Annotated in this window: 21 protein-coding genes and 1 pseudogene; 10 read left to right on the forward strand and 12 right to left on the reverse strand. The window is 75.3% G+C overall.

The window, feature by feature from the left end:
* Positions 1–259 precede the first annotated feature (259 nt).
* From AB0J86_RS10135 to AB0J86_RS10145, 3 genes are all read left to right on the forward strand, one after another.
* Complete coding sequence (locus tag AB0J86_RS10135; protein ID WP_363855460.1) at positions 260–760, forward strand: hypothetical protein; 501 nt, start codon at positions 260–262, stop codon at positions 758–760.
* A gap of 97 nt (positions 761–857) precedes the next feature.
* Positions 858–2,267, forward strand: a complete 1,410-nt coding sequence (locus AB0J86_RS10140) for a class II 3-deoxy-7-phosphoheptulonate synthase (RefSeq protein ID WP_363855463.1) — start codon at positions 858–860, stop codon at positions 2,265–2,267.
* 66 nt (positions 2,268–2,333) lie between these two features.
* Positions 2,334–3,392 (forward strand): GntG family PLP-dependent aldolase, encoded by a 1,059-nt coding sequence (locus AB0J86_RS10145; RefSeq protein WP_363855466.1) that lies wholly within the window; start codon positions 2,334–2,336, stop codon positions 3,390–3,392.
* Positions 3,393–3,446: 54 nt separating this feature from the next.
* Here AB0J86_RS10145 and AB0J86_RS10150 read toward each other — a convergent pair whose 3' ends face one another.
* Positions 3,447–4,325 carry a deoxyribonuclease IV gene (locus AB0J86_RS10150; RefSeq protein WP_363855469.1) on the reverse strand — a complete coding sequence of 293 codons (879 nt, stop codon included), beginning with the start codon at positions 4,323–4,325 and terminating at the stop codon, positions 3,447–3,449.
* Positions 4,326–4,335: 10 nt separating this feature from the next.
* Positions 4,336–6,330 carry a Stk1 family PASTA domain-containing Ser/Thr kinase gene (gene pknB / locus AB0J86_RS10155; protein ID WP_363855472.1) on the reverse strand — a complete coding sequence of 665 codons (1,995 nt, stop codon included), beginning with the start codon at positions 6,328–6,330 and terminating at the stop codon, positions 4,336–4,338.
* A 153-nt stretch (positions 6,331–6,483) separates the two neighbouring features.
* Here pknB and AB0J86_RS10160 point away from each other — a divergent pair, with 153 nt between their 5' ends.
* From AB0J86_RS10160 to AB0J86_RS10170, 3 genes are read left to right on the forward strand one after another with little or no spacing between them, the layout of a single operon-like run.
* A complete protein-coding gene (locus AB0J86_RS10160) occupies positions 6,484–6,843 on the forward strand; it encodes an Rv2175c family DNA-binding protein (protein WP_363855475.1) in 360 nt (119 codons plus the stop codon).
* 9 nt (positions 6,844–6,852) lie between these two features.
* Positions 6,853–7,182 (forward strand): lycopene cyclase domain-containing protein, encoded by a 330-nt coding sequence (locus AB0J86_RS10165; RefSeq protein ID WP_363855478.1) that lies wholly within the window; start codon positions 6,853–6,855, stop codon positions 7,180–7,182.
* Positions 7,179–7,547, forward strand: a complete 369-nt coding sequence (locus AB0J86_RS10170; RefSeq protein ID WP_363855481.1) for a lycopene cyclase domain-containing protein — start codon at positions 7,179–7,181, stop codon at positions 7,545–7,547. The genes AB0J86_RS10165 and AB0J86_RS10170 overlap by 4 nt, the downstream gene beginning before the upstream one ends.
* Positions 7,548–7,672: 125 nt before the next feature.
* On the opposite strand, the gene mptB is transcribed toward AB0J86_RS10170, so the two are convergent.
* Both mptB and AB0J86_RS10180 read right to left on the reverse strand, forming a co-directional pair.
* Positions 7,673–9,415 (reverse strand): polyprenol phosphomannose-dependent alpha 1,6 mannosyltransferase MptB, encoded by a 1,743-nt coding sequence (mptB, locus tag AB0J86_RS10175; RefSeq protein ID WP_363855484.1) that lies wholly within the window; start codon positions 9,413–9,415, stop codon positions 7,673–7,675.
* A 205-nt stretch (positions 9,416–9,620) separates the two neighbouring features.
* On the reverse strand, positions 9,621–10,703 hold the full coding sequence (locus AB0J86_RS10180; RefSeq protein ID WP_363855487.1) for a polyprenyl synthetase family protein: 1,083 nt from the start codon (positions 10,701–10,703) through the stop codon (positions 9,621–9,623).
* Between the two features lie 154 nt (positions 10,704–10,857).
* Here AB0J86_RS10180 and metF point away from each other — a divergent pair, with 154 nt between their 5' ends.
* The 3 genes from metF (at position 10,858) to AB0J86_RS10195 (ending at position 13,542) form a co-directional block, all read left to right on the forward strand.
* On the forward strand, positions 10,858–11,775 hold the full coding sequence (metF, locus tag AB0J86_RS10185) for a methylenetetrahydrofolate reductase [NAD(P)H] (protein ID WP_363855490.1): 918 nt from the start codon (positions 10,858–10,860) through the stop codon (positions 11,773–11,775).
* 44 nt (positions 11,776–11,819) lie between these two features.
* Positions 11,820–12,500 (forward strand): CDP-alcohol phosphatidyltransferase family protein, encoded by a 681-nt coding sequence (locus AB0J86_RS10190; protein WP_363855493.1) that lies wholly within the window; start codon positions 11,820–11,822, stop codon positions 12,498–12,500.
* Positions 12,501–12,654: 154 nt separating this feature from the next.
* On the forward strand, positions 12,655–13,542 hold the full coding sequence (locus AB0J86_RS10195; RefSeq protein WP_363855496.1) for a polysaccharide deacetylase family protein: 888 nt from the start codon (positions 12,655–12,657) through the stop codon (positions 13,540–13,542).
* Positions 13,543–13,661: 119 nt separating this feature from the next.
* On the opposite strand, the gene AB0J86_RS10200 is transcribed toward AB0J86_RS10195, so the two are convergent.
* The 8 genes and pseudogenes from AB0J86_RS10200 to AB0J86_RS10235 all read right to left on the reverse strand — a co-directional run bounded on the left by AB0J86_RS10200 (position 13,662) and on the right by AB0J86_RS10235 (position 23,910).
* Entirely contained in the window at positions 13,662–17,042 is a 3,381-nt protein-coding gene (locus AB0J86_RS10200; RefSeq protein ID WP_363855499.1) for an SIS domain-containing protein, read from the reverse strand.
* Positions 17,043–17,219: 177 nt separating this feature from the next.
* On the reverse strand, positions 17,220–18,701 hold the full coding sequence (crtI, locus tag AB0J86_RS10205) for a phytoene desaturase family protein (protein WP_363855502.1): 1,482 nt from the start codon (positions 18,699–18,701) through the stop codon (positions 17,220–17,222).
* A gap of 46 nt (positions 18,702–18,747) precedes the next feature.
* On the reverse strand, positions 18,748–19,887 hold the full coding sequence (locus tag AB0J86_RS10210; protein WP_363855504.1) for a glycosyltransferase: 1,140 nt from the start codon (positions 19,885–19,887) through the stop codon (positions 18,748–18,750).
* Positions 19,884–20,843, reverse strand: a complete 960-nt coding sequence (locus tag AB0J86_RS10215) for a carotenoid biosynthesis protein (RefSeq protein WP_363855507.1) — start codon at positions 20,841–20,843, stop codon at positions 19,884–19,886. The genes AB0J86_RS10210 and AB0J86_RS10215 overlap by 4 nt, the downstream gene beginning before the upstream one ends.
* On the reverse strand, positions 20,840–21,391 hold the full coding sequence (locus AB0J86_RS10220) for a GNAT family N-acetyltransferase (RefSeq protein ID WP_363855510.1): 552 nt from the start codon (positions 21,389–21,391) through the stop codon (positions 20,840–20,842). Before AB0J86_RS10220 ends, AB0J86_RS10215 begins: the two co-directional genes overlap by 4 nt.
* A 155-nt stretch (positions 21,392–21,546) precedes the next feature.
* A pseudogene (locus tag AB0J86_RS10225) lies at positions 21,547–22,344 on the reverse strand (hypothetical protein); the annotation flags it as partial.
* A gap of 10 nt (positions 22,345–22,354) precedes the next feature.
* Complete coding sequence (locus AB0J86_RS10230; protein WP_363855513.1) at positions 22,355–22,843, reverse strand: YbaK/EbsC family protein; 489 nt, start codon at positions 22,841–22,843, stop codon at positions 22,355–22,357.
* A gap of 80 nt (positions 22,844–22,923) precedes the next feature.
* Positions 22,924–23,910, reverse strand: a complete 987-nt coding sequence (locus AB0J86_RS10235; RefSeq protein ID WP_363855516.1) for an EamA family transporter — start codon at positions 23,908–23,910, stop codon at positions 22,924–22,926.
* Between the two features lie 142 nt (positions 23,911–24,052).
* Between AB0J86_RS10235 and bluB the strand changes: the two genes are divergently transcribed.
* A complete protein-coding gene (bluB, locus tag AB0J86_RS10240; protein ID WP_363855519.1) occupies positions 24,053–25,852 on the forward strand; it encodes a 5,6-dimethylbenzimidazole synthase in 1,800 nt (599 codons plus the stop codon).
* The last annotated feature ends 27 nt before the right edge of the window (positions 25,853–25,879 follow it).

Genomic DNA, 25,879 nt, shown 5'->3' on the forward strand with positions numbered 1-25,879 from the left:
TGTCGCTCCAAACGACCCACGCACTCCCCGACGCCACCCGTGCCAGGCCAGTGGTGGGTGGTCGCCAGCTCACGCGGTCGTCCAGCAGTAGATCATGTCCGGCGCGGCCGGCTCGTCCGGATTTCCTGCCACGTTCGTCCCCTGCTGGGAAATTCGCCGGTCACCCGGCCGGCCGGCCCGCATGTGCCGATCTGGATGCCTCGATGTGACAGACTCGCCGCTGCGCATAATTGGTGCTGTCCACCTGAAGGGGAGCGGAATGCGGATCTTCCGGCTACGTGTCGCGGTTCCGGCCGTGGCGCTGGTCCTGGCGCCGCTGGGCCTGACCGGCTGTGGCCTGGTCGGCGGCGGTACGACGCCCGGCGGTACGGAGAGCAGCCCGATCGACGACGGGCCGGAGAAGTCGCGTACGGCGGTCCAGGCCTACCTCGACGCCATGAAGGCCAAGGACGCCGCGACCGGGCGCGGCCAGCTCTGCGCGCCGATGCAGGCGGGCTTCGACGCCTCGGCGAAGGGCCCCACCGGCGACTTCGCCAGCCACTTCAAGGTCACCGAGGCGTCCGTGACGGACGTCCGGTCCGACGGGGGCGCCCAGCAGGTCGGCGCCTCGGTCACGGTGGTCGTCGGCGACGGCGACGAGCAGCCGATGAACCTGCTCTTCACGGTGGTCAAGAGCCAGGGACAGTGGTGCATCGCCAAGGAGGTGCCGGGCGGCAAGGCCACCGGTACCCCCGATCCGGACACCAGTCCCGCCGGCTGACCCCGTCCCCAGCAGGGGTGATCCGGGTCGCTCCCACGGGGCGGAACGCGCCACCTCGGCGGCGGCCCGGGGCGGTCGTCGCCGTACGCTTGCGGGCATGCGCCATGAGTGGCACCAGTTGAGTTACCCGGGGGTGGACAACCCGGGCCTGCAGACGAGCCGCCCGACGATGGTGGACTCCGCCGAGGACGAGGCGCTCGGCCTCGACCGGTGGCGGGGGCTGCCCCGCGCCCAGACACCGCCCTGGCCCGACCCGGCCAAGGTCGACGAGGTCTGCAAGATCCTCGAGAACGTGCCGTCGGTGGTGGCGCCGTACGAGGTCGACCAGCTGCGGCAGCGGCTGGCGCTGGTCTGCGAGGGCCGCGCGTTCCTGCTCCAGGGCGGGGACTGTGCCGAGACGTTCACCGACAACACCGAGAGCCACCTGCTCGCCAACGCGCGCACGCTGCTGCAGATGGCCGTCGTGCTCACGTACGGCGCCTCGCTCCCGGTGATCAAGGTTGCCCGGGTGGCCGGGCAGTACACGAAGCCGCGCTCGCAGCCGAACGACGCCCTCGGGCTGCCGGCCTACCGCGGCGACATGATCAACTCGCTGGAGGCGCTGCCCGAGGCGCGGGTAGCCGACCCGCAGCGGATGATCCGGGCGTACGCGAACTCGGCCGCCGCCATGAACATGCTCCGGGCGTACCTGGCCGGCGGGCTGGCCGACCTGCACGCCGTGCACGACTGGAACAAGGGCTTCGTGAAGAACTCGCCGGCCGGCGAGCGCTACGACGCCATCGCCCGGGAGATCGACCGCGCCCTCGCGTTCATCCGGGCCTGCGGCCTCACCGACGACGAGGCCCTGCGCACCGTCACCCTCTACGCCTCGCACGAGGCGCTGGCGCTGGAGTACGAGCGGGCGTTGACCCGTGTCTCCGCCGGCCGGGCGTACGGGCTCTCCGGGCACTTCCTCTGGATCGGCGAGCGGACCCGGCAGCTCGACGGCGCGCACATCGACTTCATCTCCCGAATCGCCAACCCCATCGGCGTCAAGATCGGGCCCAGCACCCGGCCCGACGACGCGATCGCGCTCTGCGAGCGGCTCAACCCCGACAACATCCCCGGCCGGCTCACCCTGGTCAGCCGGATGGGCAACCACCGGGTACGCGACGCGCTGCCGCCGCTGGTCGCCAAGGTCACCGCCGCCGGCGCGAAGGTGGTCTGGCAGTGCGACCCGATGCACGGCAACACCCACGAGTCCTCCAACGGCTACAAGACCCGGCACTTCGACCGGATCGTCGACGAGGTGCTCGGCTACTTCGAGGTGCACCGCGAACTCGGTACCCACCCGGGCGGGCTGCACGTCGAGCTGACCGGCGAGGACGTCACCGAGTGCCTCGGCGGCGCCCAGGCGATCGAGGACGCGCACCTGCCCGACCGGTACGAGACCGCCTGTGATCCGCGCCTCAACACCCAGCAGTCCCTGGAGCTGGCCTTCCTCGTGGCCGAGATGCTGCGGGGATGATCGAGGGGATCCGTCGGGGCCGGACCGGCCCCGACGAACCCGAGCGCGAAAGGCGGCGGTGAGCCCGTGTACCAGACCATCCCCACCCCCGACGGCGGCGAGGCCCCCGTCGACCTGCGCTCGGACACCGTCACCCGGCCCACCGCCGGGATGCGCGCCGCGATGGCCGAGGCCGAGGTCGGCGACGACGTGTACGGCGAGGACCCCACCGTCAACGCGCTCGAAGCCGAGGTCGCCGCCCTCTTCGGGCACGAGGCCGCGCTGTTCGCGCCGACCGGGTCGATGGCCAACCAGATCGCGCTCCAGGTGCTGGTGCCGCCGGGCGGCGAACTGCTCTGCGACGCGGACGCCCACGTGGTGACGTACGAGGTCGGCGCCGCCGCCGCGTACGGGGGGATCTCCTCGCGGACCTGGCCGGCGGCGGGCGCCGACCTCGACCCCGAGCTGGTCGCCGCGATGGTTCGGCCGGACGGCTACGGCGCGGTACCGACCCGGGCGATCGCCGTCGAGCAGACCCACAACCGCGGCGGTGGCGGGATCATCCCGCTGGAGACCCTGCGGCAGCTGCGCCGGACCGCCGACGGGGCGGGGCTCGGCCTGCACTGCGACGGCGCCCGGATCTGGCACGCGCACGTCGCCGACGGGGTGCCGCTGGCGACGTACGGGCAGCTCTTCGACACGCTCTCGGTCTGCCTCTCCAAGGGGCTCGGCGCCCCGGTCGGCTCGCTCGTGGTGGGCAGCGCCGAGCGCGTCGCGGCGGCCCGGGTGATCCGCAAGCGGATGGGCGGGGGCATGCGCCAGGCCGGCATCCTCGCCGCCGCGGGCCGGTACGCGCTGCGCCACCACGTCGAGCGGCTCGCCGAGGACCACGTACGGGCGGCCCGGCTCGCCGAGGCGCTCTCGCCCTTCGGCGTCGTACCCGGCCAGGTCCGGACCAACATCGTGTCGCTCGACCTGAGCAAGTCGACGTTGGACGCCCCGGCGCTCGCGGCGGCGGCGCGCGAGCGGGGCGTACTCGTCTCGGTGGTCGGGCCGCGCACCGCGCGCCTGGTCACCCACCTCGACCTCGACGACGCCACGGTGGACCGGGCCGCCGAGGCCCTCGCCGGCATCCTCCGCGGCTGACGCCCCGCGCCAGCGGCCGGCGGCGGGGTCGTCGCGCCCGCCCCGGCCGGGCCGTCAGGGACGCAGCCGCTTGAGGGTGGCGATGTCGGCGGCGTGCCCGGCGTTGTCGTCCCCGCTCGGGGTCTCCACCACCACCGGCACCCCGGCCGTGGCCGGGTGCCGCATCAGCTCGGCGAAGGGTGCCTCGCCGATCGTGCCCTTGCCGATGTTCTCGTGCCGGTCCCGGGTCGAACCGCAGGGGTCGCGGGAGTCGTTGGCGTGCACCAGCCAGAGCCGCTCGGCGCCGACCGTGGCGACCAGCGTGTCCAGCGTCTCGGTCATCCCGCCGACCCGGGCCAGGTCGTGGCCGGCCGCCCAGGCGTGGCAGGTGTCGAAGCAGACCCCCAGCGCCGGGTGCCGGTCGACCGCCTCCAGGTACGGTCCGAGGTGCTCCACCCGGGAGGCCAGCGACCGTCCGCCGCCCGCGCTCGGCTCGACCAGCAGCCGCGGCCCGTCCTCGGCCGCCGCGGCGGTGTCCAGCAGCGGCAACAGGGACTCGCGTACCTGCCGCATCGCCGTGTCGTAGTAGTCGGGGTCCACGGCGCTGCCGGCGTGGAAGACCACCCCGCGCGCGCCGATCGCCCGTCCCCGCCGCAGCGCGTGCTCCAGCGCGGCTACCGACCGCTCCACCGTCGTCGCGGTGGGGGAGCCGAGGTTGACCAGCAGCGACGCGTGGATGTAGACGGCCAGGCCGCGCTCGGCGCAGCCGGCCCGGAAGCCCTCGTCCTGTCTCGGGTCGCCGGGCGGCAGCGCCCAGCCGCGCGAGTTGCCCACGTAGACCTGGACCAGCTCGGACTCCACCGAGTCGGCGTACGGCAGCGCCGCCTTGGCCAGCCCGCCCGAGGTGGGGGTGTGCGACCCGACCGGCGCGAGGCGGGTGGTCGTCTCCGTCACGGTTGTCATCTCAGAAGCACCAGAGTGTGATCGCGGTACCCGGGGGCACCTGGGCGTTCTCGCCGGGCGTCTGGGTACGCACCAGGCCCTGCGGGTTGAGCTGGATCTGCACCTGCAACTGCTGGCCCTCGAGCACCTGCTTGGCCTGCTGGCAGGGCATGTTCATCACGCTCGGTACGACCACGGCCGGCGGGCCCTTGCTGACGTCGATCTTGACTTCGCTGCCCCGCTCCACGCCGGCACCGTCGGCCGGGTCCTGCCCGATGACCTGGTCCTTCGGCTTGTCGGAGTCCTTGTACTGCTCGACGACCTGCAGACCCAGCTCGGAGAGCTTGGACCGGACCTCGTTGATGTTCTTGCCCACCAGGTTCGGCACGGTGATCGGCGCCCGGCCCTTGCTCACCGTCACGGTGACCTTGCTGCCGGGCTTGACCTCGGTGCCGGGCTTCGGGTCTACGGCGATGACCACCCCGGCGGGCAGGTTGTCGTCGTACCGGTCGGGCCCTTTCGCCACCACGAGCTTGGCCTTCGTCAGGTCGATCTCGGCCAGGTCGTACGTCTTGCCCGTCACGTCCGGCACCTGGTAGCGCTCCGGCCCCAGCGAGAGGACCAGGGTGATGGTGCCGCCCTTGACGATCCGCTCGCTCGACGCCGGGTCCTGTTGCAGCACGACGTCCTTTGCGGCGTTCTCGTCGTAGCGCGCCTCGCCGTACCTCAGGGTGAAGCCGGCCCGGGCGGCCTGCGCCTCGGCGTCCGCCTTGGACATGGTCACCAGCTGCGGGGCGACCGTGTAACGGCCGACGCCGAACCACCAGCCACCGATGGCGGCCACCAGGCCGAGCGCCACGATCGCGGCGGCGACCCCGATCCGACCCCGCCGGTCGGCCATCACCCGGTCCCGCAGCTCCCGGAGCTGCCCGAGCAGGCCACCCGCCGGGTCGGCGGCGCGCCGGCGGTGTGGCTTCCCGGGGTCCTTCTGCTCCGGCAGCCGGGCCCAGGAGGGGCGGTCGGCGGTCGGCGGTACCGCCGAGACGATCATGGTCGGCTGGGCGATCTGGATGGTCGGGTCGGCGACCGGGCGCAGCACGGCGGTACGGGCGCTCGCCTGGGCGCCGAGGTCCTCGCGGGCCAGCTGCACCTCGGCGTGGAACGCGCCCGCGTCGGAGGGCCGGGCGCCGGGGTCGCGGCGGGTGGCGCGTACCACCAGCTCGTCGAGGGCCGGGGGAAGCCCGGGTACCAGCGTCGACGGGGGCGGTACGTCGCGGTCAACGTGCTGCCAGGCGACGTCGACCGGTCGGCCGCCGTCGTACGGGACCCGCCCGGTGAGCATCTCGAACAGCACGATGCCGGCCGAGTAGACGTCGGTACGCGGGTCGGCGTGGCCGTCGGTGACCAGCTCGGGCGCCACGTACGCGACCGTGGCCATCAGCTGGCCGCCGGTGTCGTCCTCGGCGCTGGCCTCCACCGCCCGGGCCAGCCCGAAGTCGGCGACCTTGACCACGCCGTCGACCAGGTTGTTCAACCCGCCGCTGGGCGCCTCGGTGACCAGCACGTTCTCGGGCTTCACGTCCCGGTGGACCAGCCCGGCGCGGTGCGCGGCGGCGACGGCCGCGAGCATCTGCTCCGCGATCGCCAGCGCCTCGTCCGGGTTCAGCCGGCCCCGCTCGGTCAGGATCTCGCGCAGCGTCCGGCCCCGGACGTACTCCATCACGAGGTACGGCAGGCCGGCGTGGGTGCCCTGGTCGTAGACCGCCACCACGTTGGGGTGGGTCAGCCGGGCGATCGTCTTCGCCTCGTCGGTGAAGCGCTGCAGGAAGTTGGCGGCCCGGGCGCGGGCGTCCTGCGCCTGCGTCGGGTGAATGATCTTCAGGGCCACGGTGCGCTCCAGGCGCTCGTCCGTGGCCGTGTAGACCGTCGCCATTCCGCCACGGGCCACGCGACCGCGGATGCGGTAGCGCCCGTCGATCAGCGAGCCAAGCAACGTGTCGGCGACCTGTATGTCCATCGGCAGGCAGTCTATGTGTCGGGAGGGTGAGGGTAGAACAGGATGCTACAGGCGGCACCCCACCGAGGCCGGAGCGGTTCGTCGCGACGGACCTGCTCGCGCGCGGGTGGGGTGGGCGTTTGCGGGGGCGACCGGTCGTGGCAGGGTGATTACGTGAGTGAACCCGTACCCGCCGGCCCGACCGACCCGGACGGCTGGCTGACCCTGCCCGACGCCGCCGCGCGCCTGGACGTGTCGATCAGCAAGGTGCACCAGATGATCCGCGACCGCGAGCTGCTCGCGGTCCGCCGGGACGGCGTCCGGGTCGTCCCCGCGGAACTGGTGGCGAACCAGACGGTACGCAAGCACCTGCCCGGCGTGCTCACCCTGCTGCGCGACGCGGGGTACGACGACGAGGAGGCGCTGCGCTGGCTCTTCCTGCCGGACGACACGCTGCCGGGGACCCCGGCCGCGGCGCTCGGCTCGGACCGGGCCCGGGAGGTCAAGCGCCGCGCCCAGGCGCTCGGCTTCTAGCTGCCACGAATGCGGCATTTCGCCTATCTCGCGGTGTTGGCCGGCTGCCTGGGCTGCGCCCTCTGGCTGGAGCCGACGCTGCGCGTGAACGTGCTGCGCCGGTGGCGGCGGTTGCTGCTCACGCTGCTGCCGGTGCTGGCGGTGTTCGTGCTCTGGGACCTCGCCGCCATCGCCGCCGGGCACTGGACCTTCGACCCGGCGCAGATCACCGGGGTACTGCTCCCGGGCGGGCTGCCCCTGGAGGAACTGCTCTTCTTCGTGGTCGTCCCGATCTGCGCCATCCTCGGCTTCGAGGCCGTACGGGCGGTCCGGCGCTGGCCGGCCGGGGACGAGGAGTGAGCTACACCGCCGCGGCGCTGCTCGGCGTGGCCGGGGCGCTCCTGGTCGACCTCGCGGTGCTGCGTACCCGGCTGGTCCGGCGGCGGGTCTTCTGGGCCACGTACCCGATCATCATCTTCTTCCAGCTGCTCTCCAACGGGATCCTCACCGGCCGGGGCATCGTCCGCTACGACCCGGCCGCGATCGTCGGGCTCCGGCTGGCGTACGCCCCGGTGGAGGACCTGCTCTTCGGGTTCGCCCTGGTCCTGACCACGCTCTCGCTCTGGGTCTGGTGGGGCCGCCGGGGCGTGCAGGCCACCCCGCGCGCCGGCGAGGGCGCGCCGCCGCGGTGGCTGGGCGACCGGGCGGCCCGGCGCGGGCGTTGACCACCCCTGCTCGGCGAGCGCGGGGCGGGGCGGGTCGAGGCTCGGTCACGGGCGCCGGTGGTTCGGGCGCAGGCGGCCCGGGCGTCGGCGCTCCGGGTGCGGGCGACGGGCGGGCGGGGCGGCGCTCAGTGGGAGGAGCCGGTGGATCGCGGCGGTCCGGCCGCGCCGGCGAACTCCGCCGAGCGGCGGCGCCGCACGGCGCGGCGCGCGGCCACGAGCAGCGCCGCGACGATCCCCACGTCCAGCAGTGCGCCGGGCAGCTTCGTCAGCACCGCCAGCCCCAGCCCGTTCGGCAGCACCAGGAAGCTGAGCACCAGCACGATCGCGGCGAGCCGCCACCGCCAGCGCGGATCGGCGAGCCCGCCGGCGAGGACCGCCACCGCGGTCAGGCCGTACCAGGGGTAGAAGACGGGGGAGAGCAGCGCGAACGCCGCGAACGCGGTACCGCAGGAGAGCACGACGGTCCGCCGGGCCGCGGCCCCGGCGCTCCCCGCCCGCCAGGCGCGGACGACCAGCAGCACCCCGATGCCGGCCAGGGCCACCAGCCCCAGCAGCCGCGCCGCCGCGATCGCCGGACCGACCCCCTCGGGGTGGCCCACCAACCGCAACAGGTAGCCCACCGCCATGCCGAGCCCGGTCGGGAGCGACGTCCACTGCACCAGCCGGCCGGTGTCGCGCAGCGCGCCGACCCAGCCGAGGTCCAGCCCCGCGGCCACGCTCGTCGCGGCGAAGGCCAGCACCGCCCCGGCGAGTACGGGCACGGCCCGGCGGAGCGCCCCGGCGTCGCGGGCCAGTACGGCGCGCGGCAGCCTGGTCCAGCTTCCGTCGCGGGCGGGGCCGGCGGCGGTACCGGCCGCGAGCAGGACGACGAACGGTGCCGCCACCACGGCCGTGACCTTGACGGCGGTGGCGAGCCCCAGGGCGGCTCCCGCCACGGCCAGCCGCACCGGCACGGCGAGCCCGGACCGGGCGGGCGCGGGCGGCGCGCTCCCGGGCGTGGCGGTTCCCGGCGCGCTCCCGGGTGGCGCGTCGTCCCTGGGCGGCGCGGTTCCGGGCGTGGCGGTTCCCGGCGCGGCGGTTCCCGGCGCGCTTCCGGGCGTGGCGGGAACCGGCGCGGTGGCGAGGGCCAGCGCGGCCAGGAGCAGCCCGACCATCAGCGCGTCGTTGTGCGCGCCCGAGACGGCGTGCACCGCCACCAGCGGCGAGAGCAGGCCCAGCCAGACGGCCGCCGCCGGGTCGACGCCACAGGCGCGGGCGAGGCGCGGCAGGTACCGGGCGACCAGCAGCCCCCCGCCCAGCGCGACCACCCGGAACAGGCCGATCGCGACCAGCAGCTGCGCCTGGGCGGTGCCGCCGACGGCGCGGGCGCCGGCCACCGCCGCACCGGAGAGCGCGATCGCCAGTGGCCCGTACGGGGTCGGGGTGTGCCGCCACAGCGGGGGCACCGAGTCGACCCAGGGGCAGCCGCCGTCGGCGACCCCGGTCGAGTACGGGTCTACGCCGTCCAGCCACAGCGTCCCCTGGCAGGCGTACGCGTAGACGTCCCGGCTGGCCAGCGGCGGCGCGAGCAGCAGCGGTACCGCCCAGAGCAGGCCGGTGACCAGCAGCCAGCGCGGCGACGGGCCGCCCGGCGCCAGCACCGACCGGCCCAGCCGCCACCAGACCAGCGCGAGCCCGACCAGCCCCAGCACGCAGGCCGCCAGCCCCAGCCAGTAACCGGCCGAGCCGGGGAACTGCCGGGAGCCCAGCGCGGTCACGCCCGGGTCCGCACCCGGCAGCGCGCCGGCGCCGTACGCCCCGGCCGCCAGCAGCGCCGTCGCGGCGAGACCGGCCACCCGCAGTCGCGCCGGGTGATCGAGGTCGCGCACGCCCCGATGGTGCCACGGGCCGGTTATGGCCGGCCCGGGATCGGATGGACCGGGGGTGGACCCGGGGTGTCCGACGGGTGCCCGCTGCCCGGCCGGCGGGCGGCGCCTGGTGCCCTGTTGTCCCCCCGTGCCCGTTGTCCGCCCGGTGCCCGGTGCCCGGTGCCCGGTGCCCGGTGCCGCCCGGGCCGGGCCGGCCGGGCAGTGCTCAGTCGATGCGGCGGGTCGCGGCGATGGCCAGGTCGATCAGCACCTGGCGGGCCTCGTCCTCCAGGTCGGCCCGCTCCAGGGAGTCGAGCGCGGTCTCGGTCAGCGCGGCGATCCGCCGCTCGGCGCGCGCCAGTGCGCCCGTACTCGTGATCAGGTCGCGAAGCTGGGCCACCCCGGTCGGGTCGAGCAGCGGATCACCCAGCCGCCGGGTCAACAGCTCCCGGCCGGCCTCGTCGGCACCCTCGAAGGCCGCCGCCACCAGGTACGTGCGCTTGCCCTCGCGCAGGTCGTCACCGGCCGGCTTGCCGGTCTGCTCCGGGTCGCCGAACACGCCCAGCACGTCGTCGCGGAGCTGGAACGCCTCGCCCAGCGGCAGCCCGTACCCCGAGTACGCCGCCCGTACCGGCGCGGGCGCGTCGGCCAGCGCGGCGCCGAGCAGCAGCGGTCGCTCGACCGTGTACTTGGCGGACTTGTACCGCGCGACCTTGCCGGCCCGTTCGATCGAGGTGTCTCCGGTCGCCTGGGTCAGCACGTCGAGGTACTGCCCGACGGTGACCTCGGTGCGCATCTCGTCGAAGACGGGGCGGGCCCGGGTCACCGCCCCCGCGTCCAGGCCGCCCTTGTGCAACAGCTCGTCCGACCAGACGAGGCAGAGGTCACCGAGGAGAATCGCCGCCGAGTCGCCGAAGCCCTCCGCGTCACCGACCCAGCCGGCCGCGCGGTGGTACGTGGCGAACCGGCGGTGCACCGCGGGCTCGCCGCGCCGGGTGTCGGAGCGGTCCATGAGGTCGTCGTGGATCAGCGCGCTGGCCTGTACGAGCTCCAGCGCGGCCAGGGTCGCGACGACCGGATCCGCGTCGGCGCCGCCGGCGCCCCGGTACCCCCAGTAGGCGAAGGCCGGGCGCAGCCGCTTCCCGCCGCGCAGGACGAAGGCCTCCAGGGCCTCGGCGATGGGTAGCAGCGCCTCGTCGACGCCGGCCAGCCACGCGCGCTGGTCGGCCAGAAACTCGGCGAGTGCCTTGTCGATCCGGTGGCGGAGGCCGGCGCGGTCGACCGGCGAAACGGGGGCAGTTTCGGTCACGCCATGAACGCTAGCCGTTCCCCGGGGCCCGCGCCGCCGTGCCCTCGCCGGCCTCTCGGGCCGCGTATCGGCGCCGCTACCAGCGGTAATCGTGATCCGCTCGGCGGGAGATTCGGTACCGACGGTGGCCGGGCGGGCCGGTAGAGTCATACCCGTGGCACTCGGTCTTCCCTCTGTCCTCCCCAATTCGCAGCCGTCGATCGGGGAGTTGATCCGGGGCGACGGCCCGACCTTCTCCTTCGAGTTCTTCCCGCCGAAGACCCCGGAGGGCGAGCGGCTGCTCTGGCAGGCGATCCGGGAGCTGGAATCGCTCCGCCCCTCGTTCGTCTCGATCACGTACGGGGCCGGCGGGTCGAGCCGGGACACCACGGTCTCGGTCACCGAACGGGTCGCCACCGAGACCACCCTGCTTCCGATGGCGCACCTGACCGCGGTGAACCACTCGGTCGCCGAGCTGCGGCACGTGATCGGCCGGCTGGCCGGGGTGGGCGTACGCAACATCCTCGTGGTGCGCGGCGACCCGCCGGGCAACCCGACCGGCGAGTGGGTCCGGCACCCGGAGGGCGTCCGCTACGCCGAGGAACTGGTCCGGCTGGTACGCGAGTCCGGGGACTTCAGCGTCGGCGTCGCGGCCTTCCCGTACAAGCACCCCCGGTCGCCGGACATCGCCAGCGACACCGCCTATTTCGTCCAGAAGTGCCGGGCCGGTGCCGACTTCGCGATCACCCAGATGTTCTTCGACGCCGACGACTACCTGCGGCTACGCGACCGGGTCGCCGCGGCCGGCTGCGACACGCCGATCCTGGCGGGCGTCATGCCGGTGACCCAGATGAGCACCATCGAGCGCTCGCAGCAGCTCTCCGGCGCGCCCTTCCCGCCCGCGCTGGCCGAGCGGTTCGCCAAGGTCGCCGACGACCCGGAGGCGGTACGCCGGCTCGGCGTCGAGCAGGCCAGCGAGATGTGCCGGCGGCTGCTCGACGAGGGCGTGCCCGGCATCCACTTCATCACCCTCAACCGCTCGACCGCGACCCGGGAGGTCTGGCGCAGCCTCCAGGCCGGCGTACGGGTGTGAGCCGCCGGCCGCGACCTGAGCCGGCCCGCGCCGGTTGAACCACGGTGGGCACTCGGCTTAACTGGGACGAGTACGCGGTCGCCTGGGCGCGGCTGCACGGGGGGTTCGATCCGAGGCTGGCCACCCCCACGGTCGCCGGTTGGCTGCGGATGTCGTACCGGGTGGGCGCGCTGCTCGGCCGGCTGCGGATCTCGCCGTCGGCGGTGACCCTGGTCGGGGTCCTGTTCTGCCTGGGCGTGCCGGCGTCGATCCTCTGGGCCTCGGACGGTCCGCTGGTCGCCGCGATCTTCGTCCTGTTGGCGGCGGTCGCGGACAGCGTCGACGGGGCGCTCGCCATCGCCACCCGCCGCTCCACCCGCCTCGGCTACGTCTACGACTCGCTCGCCGACCGGGTCGGTGAGGCGCTCTGGCTGGCCGCGTTCTGGCTGGTCGGCGCGCCCGGCGGGCTGGTCGTGGCGGCCGGCGCGCTCGCCTGGCTGCACGAGTACGTCCGGGCCCGGTCGGTCTCGGCCGGTATGCGCGAGATCGGCGCGGTGACCGTGGGCGAGCGGCCGGCGCGGGTGATGATCACGATTTTCGGACTCGTCGCCGCCGGCATCGCCGGCTCGATCCAGGCCGACCTGTCGGCCGGGACGATCACCGTGGTGACCGCGATCTGGGTGCTGCTCGCCGCGTTCGGCTTCGGCCAGTTGCTGGCCGTGGTCCGCCGCTCCCTGCGCGGCTGAGCAGAGCAACCCCGGCTCGTCGATCTAGGGCAAATCCGCGTTACTTGATCTCCAATCACGAGGATTTGCCCTAGATCGACGGAGGGGGTGTCGGGGCGGGTGGGGCGCGCGCCGCGGCCACGATGATCGAATGGCTCCAGTAGGGTGCGTGCACGTGAGCCGTACTCGCGTCACTGCCGTTCCCCCGGTGCCCAACGTGGACCGTCCCCGCAGCTGGCGGATGCTCCTGACCGTCGCCGTGGCGGTGCTCGCCGCGATCCTGGTGCTCACCGGCGTTCCCGGCATTCCCGGGCTGGGCGGCGGCGCCGCCACCGCCCGGCTGTCGCGGGTCACCCCGAGCGCGGTCGCCGGCGGCGCGGCGCCGCAGGATCGGGGCACGCCGGCCGGGTCGAAGCCGACCGGCCCGTACGCCGCCCGGCTGCCGAGCTTCCCGCCCGCGCCGCCGCCGCAGCCGGTGACCGTACCGGCCGGGCCCAGCGCCGGCTGGTACTCCCGCATCCCGACCAACCAGCCGGTGGCGTTCCTGACCATCGACGACGGCTGGATCAAGAAGCCCGAGGCGCGGCAGCTGCTCGCCGACGCGCACGTACCGGTGACGCTCTTCCTCACCATCAACGCGATCAAGGACAACCCCGACTACTTCCGGAACCTGCCGCCGAACGTGGTGATCGAGGCGCACACGATCAGCCACCCGAATCTCAAGGGCAAGTCGTACGCCATCCAGCGGCACGAGATCTGCGGCTCCGCCGACCGGCTCGGCGAGCTGTACGGCCGCCGCCCGGTGCTGTTCCGGCCGCCCTTCGGTGAGAAGGACGCGACCACGCTGCGCGCGGTGCGTGACTGCGGCATGAAGGCGGCCTTCTTCTGGAAGGAGACCGTGGACAAGGGAAAGGTGCGCTACCAGGTCGGGCACACCGTCCGGCCGGGGGACATCATCCTGATGCACTTCCGGGACCGGTTCGTGGACGACTTCACCGCCGCGCTGAAGGCCATCCACGCCGCCGGGCTGACCCCGGTCCTGCTCGGCGACTACGTACGCTGACCCGCCCCGCCCGCCCCCGGCGCGTCGATCTAGGGCAAATCCCTGCTGATTGATCTCCAATCACGACGATTTGCCCTAGATCGACGAGAGTGCGTGGCGCGTGAGGGAGGGCGCGTCGCTCAGTGGGCCGTGGTGGTGAGCGCCATGGTGATCTCGTCCACCGGTCCGATCAGTACGGTCTCCACCGGCAGCCGCGCCAGCGACGAACCGTCGAACTCCAGGTCCGTCTCGGTCACCGCCGCGCGGATCTCCTCCAACCGGTTGCCGGTGAGGTCGAGGATCTCGGTGAGCTGGGCCGGGTCGGCCGCCTCGCGCAGGGCGACGTGCACCAGCGTCAGCCCGTTGACCCGGCCGCCGGTCTGTTCGGGTACGAGCAGCACCAGCCGCCCGTCGTGCGCGCCCCGGACCAGCCGTACCGTCCGCGACTGCACCGCCAGCCGCTTCGACCCGCGCAGCTCCGTGAGGTTGTCCGCCCGACTCGCCAGCGCCGCCGCCGCGCCGATCTTGCGAGTCGCCCGGATGGTGGAGCGCTCCGGGGCCCAGTTGACCTGGTACCGGGTCGCCCCCTCGACGCCGGCCACCACCCGGGCGAAGGCGCGTAGCGCGACCAGCACCGGATAGCTCATGGTGGCGGGGTCGGCGCCGGCCTCGACCAGGGTCGCCGTGAGTAGGTTGTCGAGCAGGTCCTCCTCGCCCCGGGAGGTGCCGACCGTGACCGTCTTGGCCTGGTGCATCACCGAGTCGATCGACCGGGTCAGCTCGTCCACCGCCGCGGTGACCTGCTCGCGGACGAAGTCGGCCGGGTCGGTGATCCGGGTCGGCAGCGTCGCCCCGCCGTGCCGCAGGAAGAGCGCCGTCTGCGCGAGGCGTACCGCCGTGTCGCTGCCGAGCACCCCGCGCACCGCGCCCTGCGCGCACTCGGCGAGGAACTGGTGCAGACCGTCGCAGGCCCGGTCGAGGTCGGCCAGCGCGACCGCGCCGGCGTCCACCGAGGCCTCCAGCGCCGCCAGCGATTCCCGCAGCGGGTCGGCCTTCGCGTCGATCGCCCGCGCGGTGTGGTACGCGAGCAGGTGCCCGGCGGCGGTACTGAGCACCCAGGCGAAGATCGGATGGGCGGGCGGTACCCGGATCACCCAGTCGGTCGCCCAGGGCAGGTCGACGTCCCGGTCCACGATGACGACCGGCGCGTTGCGGTGCGCCGCGAAGATGTCCACCTCCTTGCAGAGGTCGCGTACCTGTCCGGCGGGCGCGCCGGCCGCGCAGACCAGGACGAACGCCTCGGCGGAGAGGTCGACGTGCTTCTTGTCCTCCACCGCGTCGGTGGAGATGCTCTTGTAGCACAGCTCGGAGAGCTTGATCCGGGTCTCCTCGGCGGCCACCCGGTTCGGGCCGGAACCGACCACCGCCCAGTGCGGGTGTCGCAGCGCCACCTGGGCGACCTCGGCGAGCCGCCCGGTGTCGCGCTGTAACTCCTCCAGCTGGTGCGGGATCTCCAGCAGGGCCCGCAGCAGCGTGTCCTCCAGGTCGCCCGGGAGCCGGCCGCAGAGCCGGGCCAGCTGCAACCCGAGCACCGCCCCGGTCGCCACCTGCGAGTAGAACGCCTTGGTCGAGGCGACGGCCATCTCGACGTCGCGGCCGTCGGAGGTGTAGAGCACGCCGTCGCTGCGGTGGGTCAGGTCGCTGTCCCGCCGGTTCACGATGCAGAGCACCGCGGCGCCCCGGGCCCGTACCATGTCGACCGCCCGGTTGGTGTCGGTCGTGGTGCCGGACTGGCTCACGGCCACCACGCAGGCCGCGGACATGTCCGGGCGCAGGCCCCAGGCGGAGAGTTCGGTGGCGGGCATCGCCTCCACCGAGACCGCGGGGTGCAGCAGTTGGCGTACCACGTTGGCGATGCCCCGGCAGGCGACCGCGGCGGTACCCTGCCCCACGAAGATCACCTCGCCGATCCCGCCCGCCGCGAACCGGTCCCGCAGCGTCCGGGGCAGCGCCGACTCGCCGAGCACCGCCGTGAGCCGCTCCCCGTCGTCGGCGATCCGCCCGCGCAGGCTCTTGCGGAACGACGACGGCGCCTCGGTGATCTCCTTGGCGAGGTAGTGGTCGAAGGCGCCCCGGGTCACGTCGCGGGTGGTGATGCCGGCGGTGGCCAGCTCCGCCTCGCCGACCGGAAGGGGCTGCGCCAGCGCGTCGTACCGGCGCAGCGCCGCCAGGCCGCCCGCGCCCGGCCGGCGCAGCTCCACCACCACCCCGGTGTCCCCGTCCGGGGTACGGGCGGTGCCGTCCAGCCGCAGGTACCGGTCGGTCCGGGCGACCAGCCCGTAGACCTCGCTGGCGACCAGGAAGCAACCGGGGGCGAAGCCGACGTAGAGGCCCTGGCCGCTGCCCCGGACCGCGAGGTACAGCCGGTCCGGCTCCGCGTCGGCATGCGCCGCGATCGCGAAGGAGCCCTGGTACGAACGCAGGCAGCCGGCGAGCGCGGCCACCGGTTCGGCGCCGGAGCCGACCGTCCGGGCCAGCATCACCGGTACGAGCTTCGCGTCGGTGCTGATCGCGGCCCCGTCCGACGGCAGCCCGAGCGTCTCGCGCAGCTCCAGGTGGTTGTCGATGTCGCCGTTGAGGACCGCGGTCGCGTAGCCGCCCGGCTCGGGGGCGCTGTCCACGGGGTGCGCGTTCGCCTCGCTGATCCGGCCGACGCTGGCCCAGCGGGTGTGCGCCAGCACCGCCGCGCGGGCGCTCGGCAGCGCCAGTACCTCCCGCAGGGCGGCGTCGGCGCCGATCGCGGCGCGCAGGTACGCCACGTTCTCGCCGAGCCGGCCGATGATCGAGGCGCGCTTGTAGACCAGCGTCAGCCCGCCCGCCGTCCGGGTGACCGCGCCGTGGCCGTAGTCGCCGTCCCGCCGGTCGCGCAGCGACTCCGGCAGCCGGGCCAGGTCCGCCTCGTCGAGCGTGATCCACACCTGCACGCCGGCCGAGTCACGCCCGCGTACCTCCAGCCGGTCGATCGCGTCGAGCACCGTGTCGACCGCCAGGTACGCCCGCGCCATCCGTACGTCGCCGATCGCGTCACCGGCCAGCTCGGCCGCGCGGGCCGCCGCCCGTACCCGGTCGTTCTCGATCGACCAGAGCAGGTCACGGGCCTGCCGGGCCAGCCGCTGCACCTCTTCGAGCAGGTCGAGGTCCCAGGAGCCGCCGGCGGAGTCCAGCGCGCCGTCGAGCTTGTCCAGCCAGCCGCCCAGCCCGTCCACCCGGGTCAGCAGCTCCTCGCGCAGCCGCGGCTCGGTCGCCAGCCGGTGGCCGGCCGACGGCAGCGCGTACGTCTCGGCGGCGGTGGCGAGGCTCGTGACCAGCCCGTCCAGCGCGGCGGCGAGTCCGGCGGGCCGGTCCGGGCCGGTGCCCGGGTCCGCCGGCGGCCGCTCGGGCAGCAGCTCCGCCAGCCGTGCGCGGGAGACCTCCGCCCCGTCGTGGCCGTAATCCGGCAGGGCCGCCATGATTCCGCACACGCCGGTGAACCTCTCTGGTCAACCTCTCTCCGAACAGGCCGAGACCCCGACGTTATCAACGCGGAGGCGCGGACACGCGCACTGAGAGCAACGGCGGAGGGGGAAATTCGTCCGTTTCCAGCCGCCCGGCCGGGCCGGTCCGGGTCCAGAACGGCCCGGGTGGAGGCGGGGCCGGGTTCAGGCCGGGCCGATCCGGTCGGCCACGATCTGGGCCGACAGGGCCACCATCGGCAGCCCGCCGCCCGGATGGGTGGAGCCGCCCACCAGGAAGAGCCCGGCCACGCCGGTCCGGTTGGGCGGGCGCAGCAGCCCGCCGGCCGTACCGTAGATCGCCCCGCCGGGCGCCCCGGTCGCGCCCGCCAGGTCGGCGGGGGTGCGCACCTCCTGGAAGACCAGCCGGTCCCGCACGTCGACCCCGCGCGCGGCCAGCACGTCCAGGATCCGGTCGGCGTAGGCCTCGGCGAGCCCCGGCCGGCGCCAGTCCACCCCGGACAGCGCGCGCGCCTGCCGGGCCGCGTTGACCAGCACGAACCACGCCTCGTGCCCCTCGGGACGGACCGCGGGGTCGTCGGCCACGGTGACGAAGACGGTCGGGTCCGGTGCCGGCCGGGCCGGCATGCCGCGGCCCGGGTCGCCGAAGACCGCGTCGAACTCGGCGTCGTAGTCGGCCGGGAAGAAGACGTTGTGGTGCGCCAGCCCGCTCGACCCGCGCACCCCGAGCAGCAGCACGAAGCCGGCCAGGCTCCGGTCGGCCAGCCCGGCCAGCCGCGCCGGGTCCGGCAGCAGGTCCCGGTGGAGGGTGAGCGCGTCGCAGTTGGCGACCACCACGTCCGCCGGTACCGCGCCGGTGGCGCCGGCGAGGCGTATCCCGCGCACCCGGCCGCCGGCCGCGTCGACGCCGGTGACGGTGCTGCCGGTCCGCACCACCACGCCCAGGTCGAGGCAGCGGGAGAGCAGCGCGTCGGCGAGCCGGCCCAGCCCGCCGCGCACGTACCAGCCGCCGAACGCCAACTCGGCGTAGGGGACGGCGACCAGCGCGGCCGGGGCGCGCCGGGGGTCGGCGCCGGTGTAGGTGGCGTACCGGTCCAGCAGCATCCGCAGCCGGGGGTCGCGCAGCCCGCGGCGGCCGAGCCCGCGCAGCGTCTGCCCCGGCCCGATCGCGGCCAGGTCGCCGAGCCGCCAGGCGAGCCGCGCCAGCGACAGCGGCGAGTCGACGCCGGAGCGGAGCACGTGCCGCCACGAGGTGTCCCAGACCCGCTCGGCGCGCCGCCACAGCCGGCGCCAGTCGTCGGCGGCGTCGGCGCCGAGGCGCTCGCCGATCCGCGCGGCGAACTCCGCCGGGTCGGCGACCGAGTCGAGGACCTCGCCAGCGGGGAAGACGTGCCGCACGATCGGATCCAGCGGCACCAGGTCGAGGTACTCGTCGAGCTTCGCGCCGGTCGACTCGAACAGCTCGGTGAAGACCTGGGGGAGCGTGAGCAGGCTCGGCCCGGTGTCGAAGTGGAAGGTGCCGGCGTCGGTGTCACGGGCGTACCGCCCGAGCTTGCCGCCGACCACCTCGGCGCGCTCGTGGACGGTTACCTCGTGCCCGGCGGCGGCCAGGCGGATCGCGGCGGCCAGGCCACCCACCCCGGCACCGACCACGACAATCCGGGCCATGGCACGCCACCCTCTCGAAGCACCGATTCTCAGCGCGCAGGTTTGTTCACAGCACCGGGCGGCCCCGCCACCGGAGTCGCCGCCGCCTCCGCAGATGGTACGACCGCCAGGTCAGCCAGCCGAGCAGCGTGACCGAGAGCGGATGCGCCAGCGCGTCCGGCCAGGCCCGGCCGCCGGTGGCCCGCGCGCTGACCACCCGGCCGGCCACCCCGAGCAGGTACGCGCCGAGCGCCGCCAGCGCCGGCACCGGCCGGCCCGCGCCGGCCGCGCCGAGCGCCAGCAGCGGCGGGGCGGCGTAGAGCAGCAGGAGCAGCAGCACCACGGCGGTCGCCGCGACCGGCGAGCCGAACGAGGCCCAGAGCGACTTGCCGTAGCCGTCGCGCAGCTCCCGCCAGGAGCCGTACATCCGGCACTCGGCCAGCGCCGAGGCGTCGGCGAGCGCGATCCGGCCGCCCGAGCGCTTCACCGCCCGGGCCAGCTCGATGTCCTCCAGGATCTTGGCGCGGACGGCGGCGTGCCCGCCGGCCCGGCGGTAGCCGGCCCGGTCCAGCACCAGGAACTGCCCGCCGGCCGCCGCCAGCGACGGCCGCGCCGAGCGCTCCATCGCGGCCAGCGGCAGGAAGGTCAGCCAGAGCCACTGCAGCAGCGGCTGGACCAGCCGCTCGCCCGCCGAACCCGCCACGATCCGGGGGTACGGCGAGAGCAGCGCCGCCCGGGCCGCGCGGAGGGTGGCGACCGCGGCGGCGACGGCGTACGGGGCGAGCACCACGTCGGCGTCGACGAAGACCAGTACCGTCGCCTCCGGCCCGGCCAGGTCGGCGAGCCGCTGGCAGGCGTGCGGCTTGCCGAGCCAGCCCGCCGGCGGCGGCGCGCCGGTCACCAGCCGCAGTCGCGGGTCACCGGCGGCGACCGCGCGCACCACCTCGGCCGTACCGTCGGTCGAACCGTCGTCGAGCACCACGATCTCCAGCCGGGGCAGGCCCCGCTGGGCGAGCAGGGACCGCAGGCAGGGCGCCACCCGCCCGGCCTCGTCCCGTACCGGCAGCAGCACCGCCACCGCCTCGGCCACCGGTTCCGGTGCCGGCGGCGGGCGGCGCAGCCAGCGCGTGGCGTTGACGACGGTGTGCAGGGTCAGCGCCCCGACCGCCGCGGCGAGCCCGGACGCGGCCCCGGCGAGCCAGCTCATTTCGGCCCCCGCCGGGCCGCGAGGTGGGCGAACCAGGGCGCGGCGACGCCGCGTGCCAGCGGTACGGCGAGCGCGGACATGGCCAGCGCGCCCCAGAGCGCCGAGCCGGGCAGGTCGAGGAAGACGGCGTGGGCGAGCACACTGGAGGCGTAGGTCCAGAGGTAGAGCAGGTGCATCGGGGCGTCGTCCGGGGTCGTGACGCGGGCCGGCGCGGCGGCGGTACGCCACAGCAGGGCCATCATCGCCACCGCGACCAGCAGCCAGCCCAGGTAGTTGCCGACCGGTACGCCGGGCACGCCCGGCAGCGCGGGGTGGGGGTTCCGCCAGGTCCAGTACCCCTCCGCCACCATCTGCGGGTCGAGGAAGACGTCCCAGGCGGCCAGTCCCAGGCCCGCCAGCCCGATCCGCCCGACCGCGCCCGCCCGGGCGCCGCCGGTGCGTCGGTTTGTCCCCGCCCGGACAGCGCCGGTGTGCCGGGCCGCGCCCGCCTGGGCGCCACCGGTGAGCCGGACCGCGGCCAGCCAGGCCGGCCAGGCCATCCAGGTCCAGGCCAGCGGGATCACCAGCGGCACGCCGGCCAGCCTCGGGCCGAGGTCGCCGGAGTAGGCGTACCCGCCGAAGGGCAGGCCGGTCGCCACCCCGACCGCCTCCACCGCCAGCCCACCCGCGCCGGTCACGGCGACCAGCGCCACGGCGGTACGCGGGCCGCGGCTGAGCAGGGCGTGCCCCACCGAGAGCAGGAAACCGAGGACGACGGTCGCCACGGTCAGCCGGTCCCGACCGGTCCCGCCGGTGAGCGGGTACCCGATCTGGGCCAGGACCAGCGCGGCCAGCAGTAGCCACGGCAGTCGGGCGAGCCGGCCCGGCCAGCCCGACGTCCCGGGCGGCGCCCCGGGTGCGGGGAACGGTCCGCTCGCCGCCCGGACCGGCGTACGGGGCCGGCCGGTACGCGTCATCCGGGCGGCAGGGTCAGCGGGAGGTCCCGCCCGAGCACCGCGAAGGCCCGCTCGTCGCCGGGGAAGCGGAAGTCCCGCAGGACGTCGACGAAGCCGAAGCGGCGGTAGAGCCGCCAGGCGCGGGAGGTCCGCTCGTCGGCCTCGGGCGTGGAGAGCAGCGTGGTGCCGCCCTCGGCCATGCTGAGCAGGGCGCCGAGCTGCCGGGCGCCCAGGCCGTGCCCCTGCGCGGGGGGCCGGACGTGCAGCTCCACCACCTCGAAGCAGTCGGTCAGCCAGGTCTTGCGGGCCTCCCGGCTCAGCGCGTTGCGCACCTGGTCGTGCCACCACTGCCCGCGCGCCGAGCGGTAGCCGTAGCCGAAGCCGGCGAGGTGACCGTCAGTGGTCAGGGTGGCGACGGCGCGGAAGCCGGGGCGGCGTACGTGGGTGGCGATGTAGCCGCGCCGGGCCTCCAGCAGTTCGGCGCGGTAACCCATCGCCTCGCCGTAGACCGCCACGACGTCGTCCAACCGCCGGGCGAGATCGTCCGGCGTCCACGGCACCAGCCTCATGCCCCTCCGCTCCTCACTGCCGACCCCTCCCGTCCGCGGGCTGCCGGCCGCCCGGCACTCCGACCGCCGTCGCCCGGCCCACCGTCGTCCCGGTCGCCCGCACTCCGGCCCCCGTCGCCGCGGCCCTCGTCGTCCCGGCCACCATCGTCCCCGACCCAGCCGAGCACCGACCGGTCACCGAGCACCGCGCGCACCTCGAACCGCGCGAAGAGCTCCTCGGCGTACCACCGGTCCACCGGGGTACGCATGATCGCGGCGCGGTGCTCCGGGTGACGGTACGCGAACCGGACCAGATCCGTCGCGTTGCGCCACACGCTGACCGTGCCCTGCCAACCCAACGGCGCCTCACCGATGCCGAACCGGGTGAGCAGCCCCGGCGCGTCGGTCAGGGCGGCGGCGACCGGCGGGACGGCGCGCCAGAAGCGCGGCGCGCGGCTCGGGCGCAGCCGGGCCCGGGTCAACGCGAGCACGGGCGCCCTGGCGGCGTCGGCCCCTGCCGGGTCCGGCCCGTCGGCGGGCTCCGCCCCCGGGGCGCCGACCGACGGATGCCCCGGCCCGTCAACCCACCCGGGCGCCGGAGCGCCCGCCGGTCGCGCCCGGGGTGCCGGCGGGCCGAACGGCTCGACCCCGGCCCAGCGGCCCCGGCTGGCCAGCGGGCGCAGGTCGAGCCGGACGCTGTCGCGGGCCAGGCGCCGCCAGGCGCGCCCGACGGGGCCGTGCTCGAAGGCCGCGGCGCGCGCCGGGTCGGACCAGACCACCAGCGCCGCCCAGCGGGTCGGGTCCACGTCGCCCGGCCCGAAGCCGGTTCCGGTGCCGGTACCGAGCAGCTTGGCGAAGCGCACGCCCGGGACGGCGCGCAGCCGGCGCCGGTCGACGGCCATCCGGACCAGGGCGCGGGGTAGCGCGCCCGGCGCGATCCGCCAGACGTGCAGGGTGACCAGTTCGGGTCTCACCCGCGCCCGGTCACGCCACCTCCGCCGGCATGCCGGCGGTGATCCGGACCAGCTCGGAGTAGGTGATCGGGAAGACCGCCCGGGGCACGCCGCCGGCGGCCCAGATCTCGTCGTAGCGGGCGAGCGCGGTGTCGACCACGGTGCGTACCGGCGCCGGATGCCCGATCGGGGCGACGCCGCCGATCGGCTGGCCGGTGTGTTCCCGGACGAACTCCGGGGTGGCCCGCCTGAGCGTGGTCAGGCCGAGCGTGCTGGCCAGGTGCGGCGCGTCCACCCGGTGCGCGCCGGAGGTGAGCACCAGCAGCGGCTCGCCGTCCGCGTCGAAGATCAGTGAGTTGGCGATCTGCCCCACCTCCACCCCGAGCGCGGTCGCCGCCGCGGCGGCGGTGTGCACCGCGTCGGGGAGGATCCGCACCCGCGCCGGCTGGCCGGCGCCGTCGAGGGCCTGCGCGCCGTCGAGCGTCTCCTGCACCGCCCGTACGTTCGGATGTGGCTGCATGCGCCCATCTTCCCCGCCGCCGGTCCGCCCCGGCGACCCGGTCCGCATATCGACCCGCCGTCGATCGGACTCCCCGCCGATCATGGATGGGTGCCTACCGCTATGTCCTGTGCGTCAGCCTTTGTTCCGACCACAACTCCATGATCGACCGGGTCGGCGATCCGGGCGGTCTCGGCCAGCATCACCCCGACGAGGACCAGCGCTCCGCCGGCGAGCTGGGCGGCGTTGAGCGCCTCGCCGGAGCCCAGCACGGCCCAGGCGATGGCCGAGGCGAAGACCGGCTCCACCATGCCGACGATCCCGACGCTGGTCGCCGGAAGGTGCCGCTGGGCGGCGGCCACCAGCAGGAACGGCACGATCGAGCCGAGCACCACGACGTACCCGCAGAGCAGCGCGACGGGTATCCCGTCGCTACTGCCGCCCAGCGGCGCCCAGCCGCCGGTGCCGGCCGTGGCCAGCCGGGTCAGCATGCCCGCGACGGCGGCGGCCCCGAACGCCCAGGTGGTCAGCGACAGGGTGTCCCGCTGCGCCACGCCGCGCGCGCCGAACAGGTAGTAGAGCGTGAGGAAGGCGGCCGCGCCGCAGCCGGCGAGCACCCCGAGGCCGTCGAGCTTGAGCTCGCCCCAGACCTCGGCGACGCAGCCCAGCCCGGCCAGGCTGAGCGCCAGGCCGACCCAGAGGCGCGGACGTACCCGCTGGCGCTGCCCGAAGCGGGCCCAGAGCGCCACCAGCAGCGGCGCCATGTACTCGAAGAGCAGCGCGATCCCGACCGGCAACCGGGAGATCGCCGAGAAGTACAGCATGGGGGTGAGGAAGAACCCGGTCAGCCCGTACGCGATCAGCAGCGGCAGCTGCCGGGGCGTGACTCGCAGCCGGCGGGGACCGGGGCGCACCAGCAGGCTCACCAGGAGCAGCCCGGCGAAGGCGCCGGTGGCGCGGATCAGGGTGAGCTGCGGCGACTCGATGCCGGCCCGCAGTACCAGCTTGGAGACGGTGCCGTTGACGGCGAACAGGGCCCCGGAAAGGATCACCATCAGCACGCCGAGGGCAGGTCTGCGAGTCGTCACGGCCACAGGTTACCGGTGCCCAAGTCAGGAGCGACGACGGCTGCGGCCGTTACCACCCGGCGGGAATCGACGGTCGGGACCGAGGATATGGTGCGCTGACGGCGGCCTCGCTACCGCCGCCGGTGCGGCAGAGAGGAACGGCATGAGCGCGTGGCCCCGTCCGGTGCCGGTGATCGGCGACCCGAGCTCGGCGACCCAGCGGGCCGCCGACCCGACCGGCTGGGCGCTGCCACCGGCCGTGCGCGACGGGCTGTACGAGGCGATCGACGCGCGCCGGGACGTCCGGCGGTTCCGGCCCGACCCGGTGCCGGACGAGGTGCTGCGGCGGGTGCTGACCGCGGCGCACCACGCCCCGTCGGTCGGGCACAGCCAGCCGTGGCGGTTCGTCGTGGTGCGCGCGGCGGGGACCCGGGAACGGGCCGCCGTACTGGCCGACCGGGAACGGCACCGGCAGGCCGAGCAGCTCGACCCGGAGTCCGCCCGCCGCCTGCTGGACCTCCAGCTGGAGGGGATCCGCGAGGCGCCGCTGGCGGTGGTGGTCTGCTGCGACCGGCGCACCCCGGCCGCCGGGGTGCTGGGCCGGGCCACCTTCCCCGACGCCGACCTCTGGTCCTGCGCGTGCGCGATCCAGAACCTCTGGCTCGCCGCCCGCGCGGAAGGGCTCGGTCTGGGCTGGGTGACGCTGTTCCGCCCCGAGGACCTGGCCGAGCTGCTCGACCTGCCCGACGGCGTGGTCACGCTCGGCTGGCTCTGCCTCGGCTGGCCGGACGAGCGCCCGCCCGCGCCCGGACTGGAACGGGCCGGCTGGTCCCGGCGCCTGCCGCTGGCCGACGTGGTCGTCGAGGAGCGCTGGTCGGGCGGGGCGCCGCCGCCGCCCGAGTCGCGGCTGCGCGTACCCGGACCGGCCGCGCCCGCCGAGCCGCCGTCGGCCGATCCGTCGCCGCTGCGCGCGCCGGACCCGGCCGCCGTCGTCGCCGCCCGGGACGGGGCCGACCGGCTGCTGTCGCCGCCGGGCTCGCTGGGCGTGCTGGACCGGGCGGTGGACCGGATCGTGGCCGCCGGCCACGGCGACCTCCGCACGGCGACGCTGCTGGTCGCCGCGGCCGACCATCCGGTCGCCGCGCTGGGGGTCTCCGCGTTCGAACCGGGCGTGACCCGGGACGTCACCCGGGCCGCGGTCGCCGGGGAGGCGCTCGGTACGACGGCGGCGCGCGCGGCCGGGCTCGGCTCGGTGGTGGTGGACGTCGGCGTTGACGGCCCACCGGTACCGGGCGCCGTCGCGCTGCGACCGGCCGGACCACGCGGCGACCTGCTCACCGGCCCGGCCCTGGCGGACGCCGACGTGGCCGGCCTGCTGACGCGCGGCGCCGAGCTGGCGACCGGGCTGGCCACCCGCGCCGGGCTGCTCGCCCTCGGCGAGATCGGGATCGGCAACACCACGGTCGCGGCGGCGCTCGCCTGCCTGCTGCTCGACGCCGAGCCGGCCGCGATGGTCGGCGTGGGTGCCGGCGCGGACAGCGGGATCGTGGCGCGGAAGGTCGAGGTGGTGACCGGGGCGCTGCGGCGGGCACGGGCGGCCCGGCCGACGGTGGCCCGCGATCCTGCGGCAGCCCTCGCCGAGCTCGGCGGGCCGGAGTTCGCGCTGCTCACCGGCGTGGTCCTCGGTGCGGCGCGGGCCCGGGGGATGGTCGTCCTGGACGGCTTCGCCACCAGCGTCGCGGCCCTGCTCGCGGTGACCCTCGAACCGGCCGTCCAGGCGTACCTCGTCGCCGGGCAGCGCAGCCGGGAGCGCGGCCACGCCGCCCTGCTGACCCACCTGGGCCTGGAACCCCTGCTGGACCTGCGGATCCGGGCCGGCGAGGGGGCGGGTGCGGCGTTCGCGACCGGCCTGTTGCTCGACGCGCTCCGGGTCCGCCGGGAGACCGCCCGGGTCAGCCACTGAGCCGGCCGGGTCGTCCCCGATCGGCGC

It is taken from the genome of Micromonospora sp. NPDC049559 (assembly GCF_040676675.1).
GTDB lineage: Bacteria > Actinomycetota > Actinomycetes > Mycobacteriales > Micromonosporaceae > JBFAPK01.

Excerpts from the sequence above, each read along its gene's own strand:
- AB0J86_RS10230 (WP_363855513.1), bottom strand. The coding sequence starts at position 22,843 with ATGCAGCCACATCCGAACGTACGGGCGGTGCAGGAGACGCTCGACGGC.
- AB0J86_RS10215 (WP_363855507.1), bottom strand. The coding sequence starts at position 20,843 with ATGACGCGTACCGGCCGGCCCCGTACGCCGGTCCGGGCGGCGAGCGGA.
- crtI (WP_363855502.1), bottom strand. The coding sequence starts at position 18,701 with ATGGCCCGGATTGTCGTGGTCGGTGCCGGGGTGGGTGGCCTGGCCGCC.
- AB0J86_RS10165 (WP_363855478.1), top strand. The coding sequence starts at position 6,853 with ATGCGGCATTTCGCCTATCTCGCGGTGTTGGCCGGCTGCCTGGGCTGC.
- pknB (WP_363855472.1), bottom strand. The coding sequence starts at position 6,330 with ATGGACATACAGGTCGCCGACACGTTGCTTGGCTCGCTGATCGACGGG.
- AB0J86_RS10210 (WP_363855504.1), bottom strand. The coding sequence starts at position 19,887 with ATGAGCTGGCTCGCCGGGGCCGCGTCCGGGCTCGCCGCGGCGGTCGGG.
- AB0J86_RS10140 (WP_363855463.1), top strand. The coding sequence starts at position 858 with ATGCGCCATGAGTGGCACCAGTTGAGTTACCCGGGGGTGGACAACCCG.
- AB0J86_RS10135 (WP_363855460.1), top strand. The coding sequence starts at position 260 with ATGCGGATCTTCCGGCTACGTGTCGCGGTTCCGGCCGTGGCGCTGGTC.
- bluB (WP_363855519.1), top strand. The coding sequence starts at position 24,053 with ATGAGCGCGTGGCCCCGTCCGGTGCCGGTGATCGGCGACCCGAGCTCG.
- AB0J86_RS10220 (WP_363855510.1), bottom strand. The coding sequence starts at position 21,391 with ATGAGGCTGGTGCCGTGGACGCCGGACGATCTCGCCCGGCGGTTGGAC.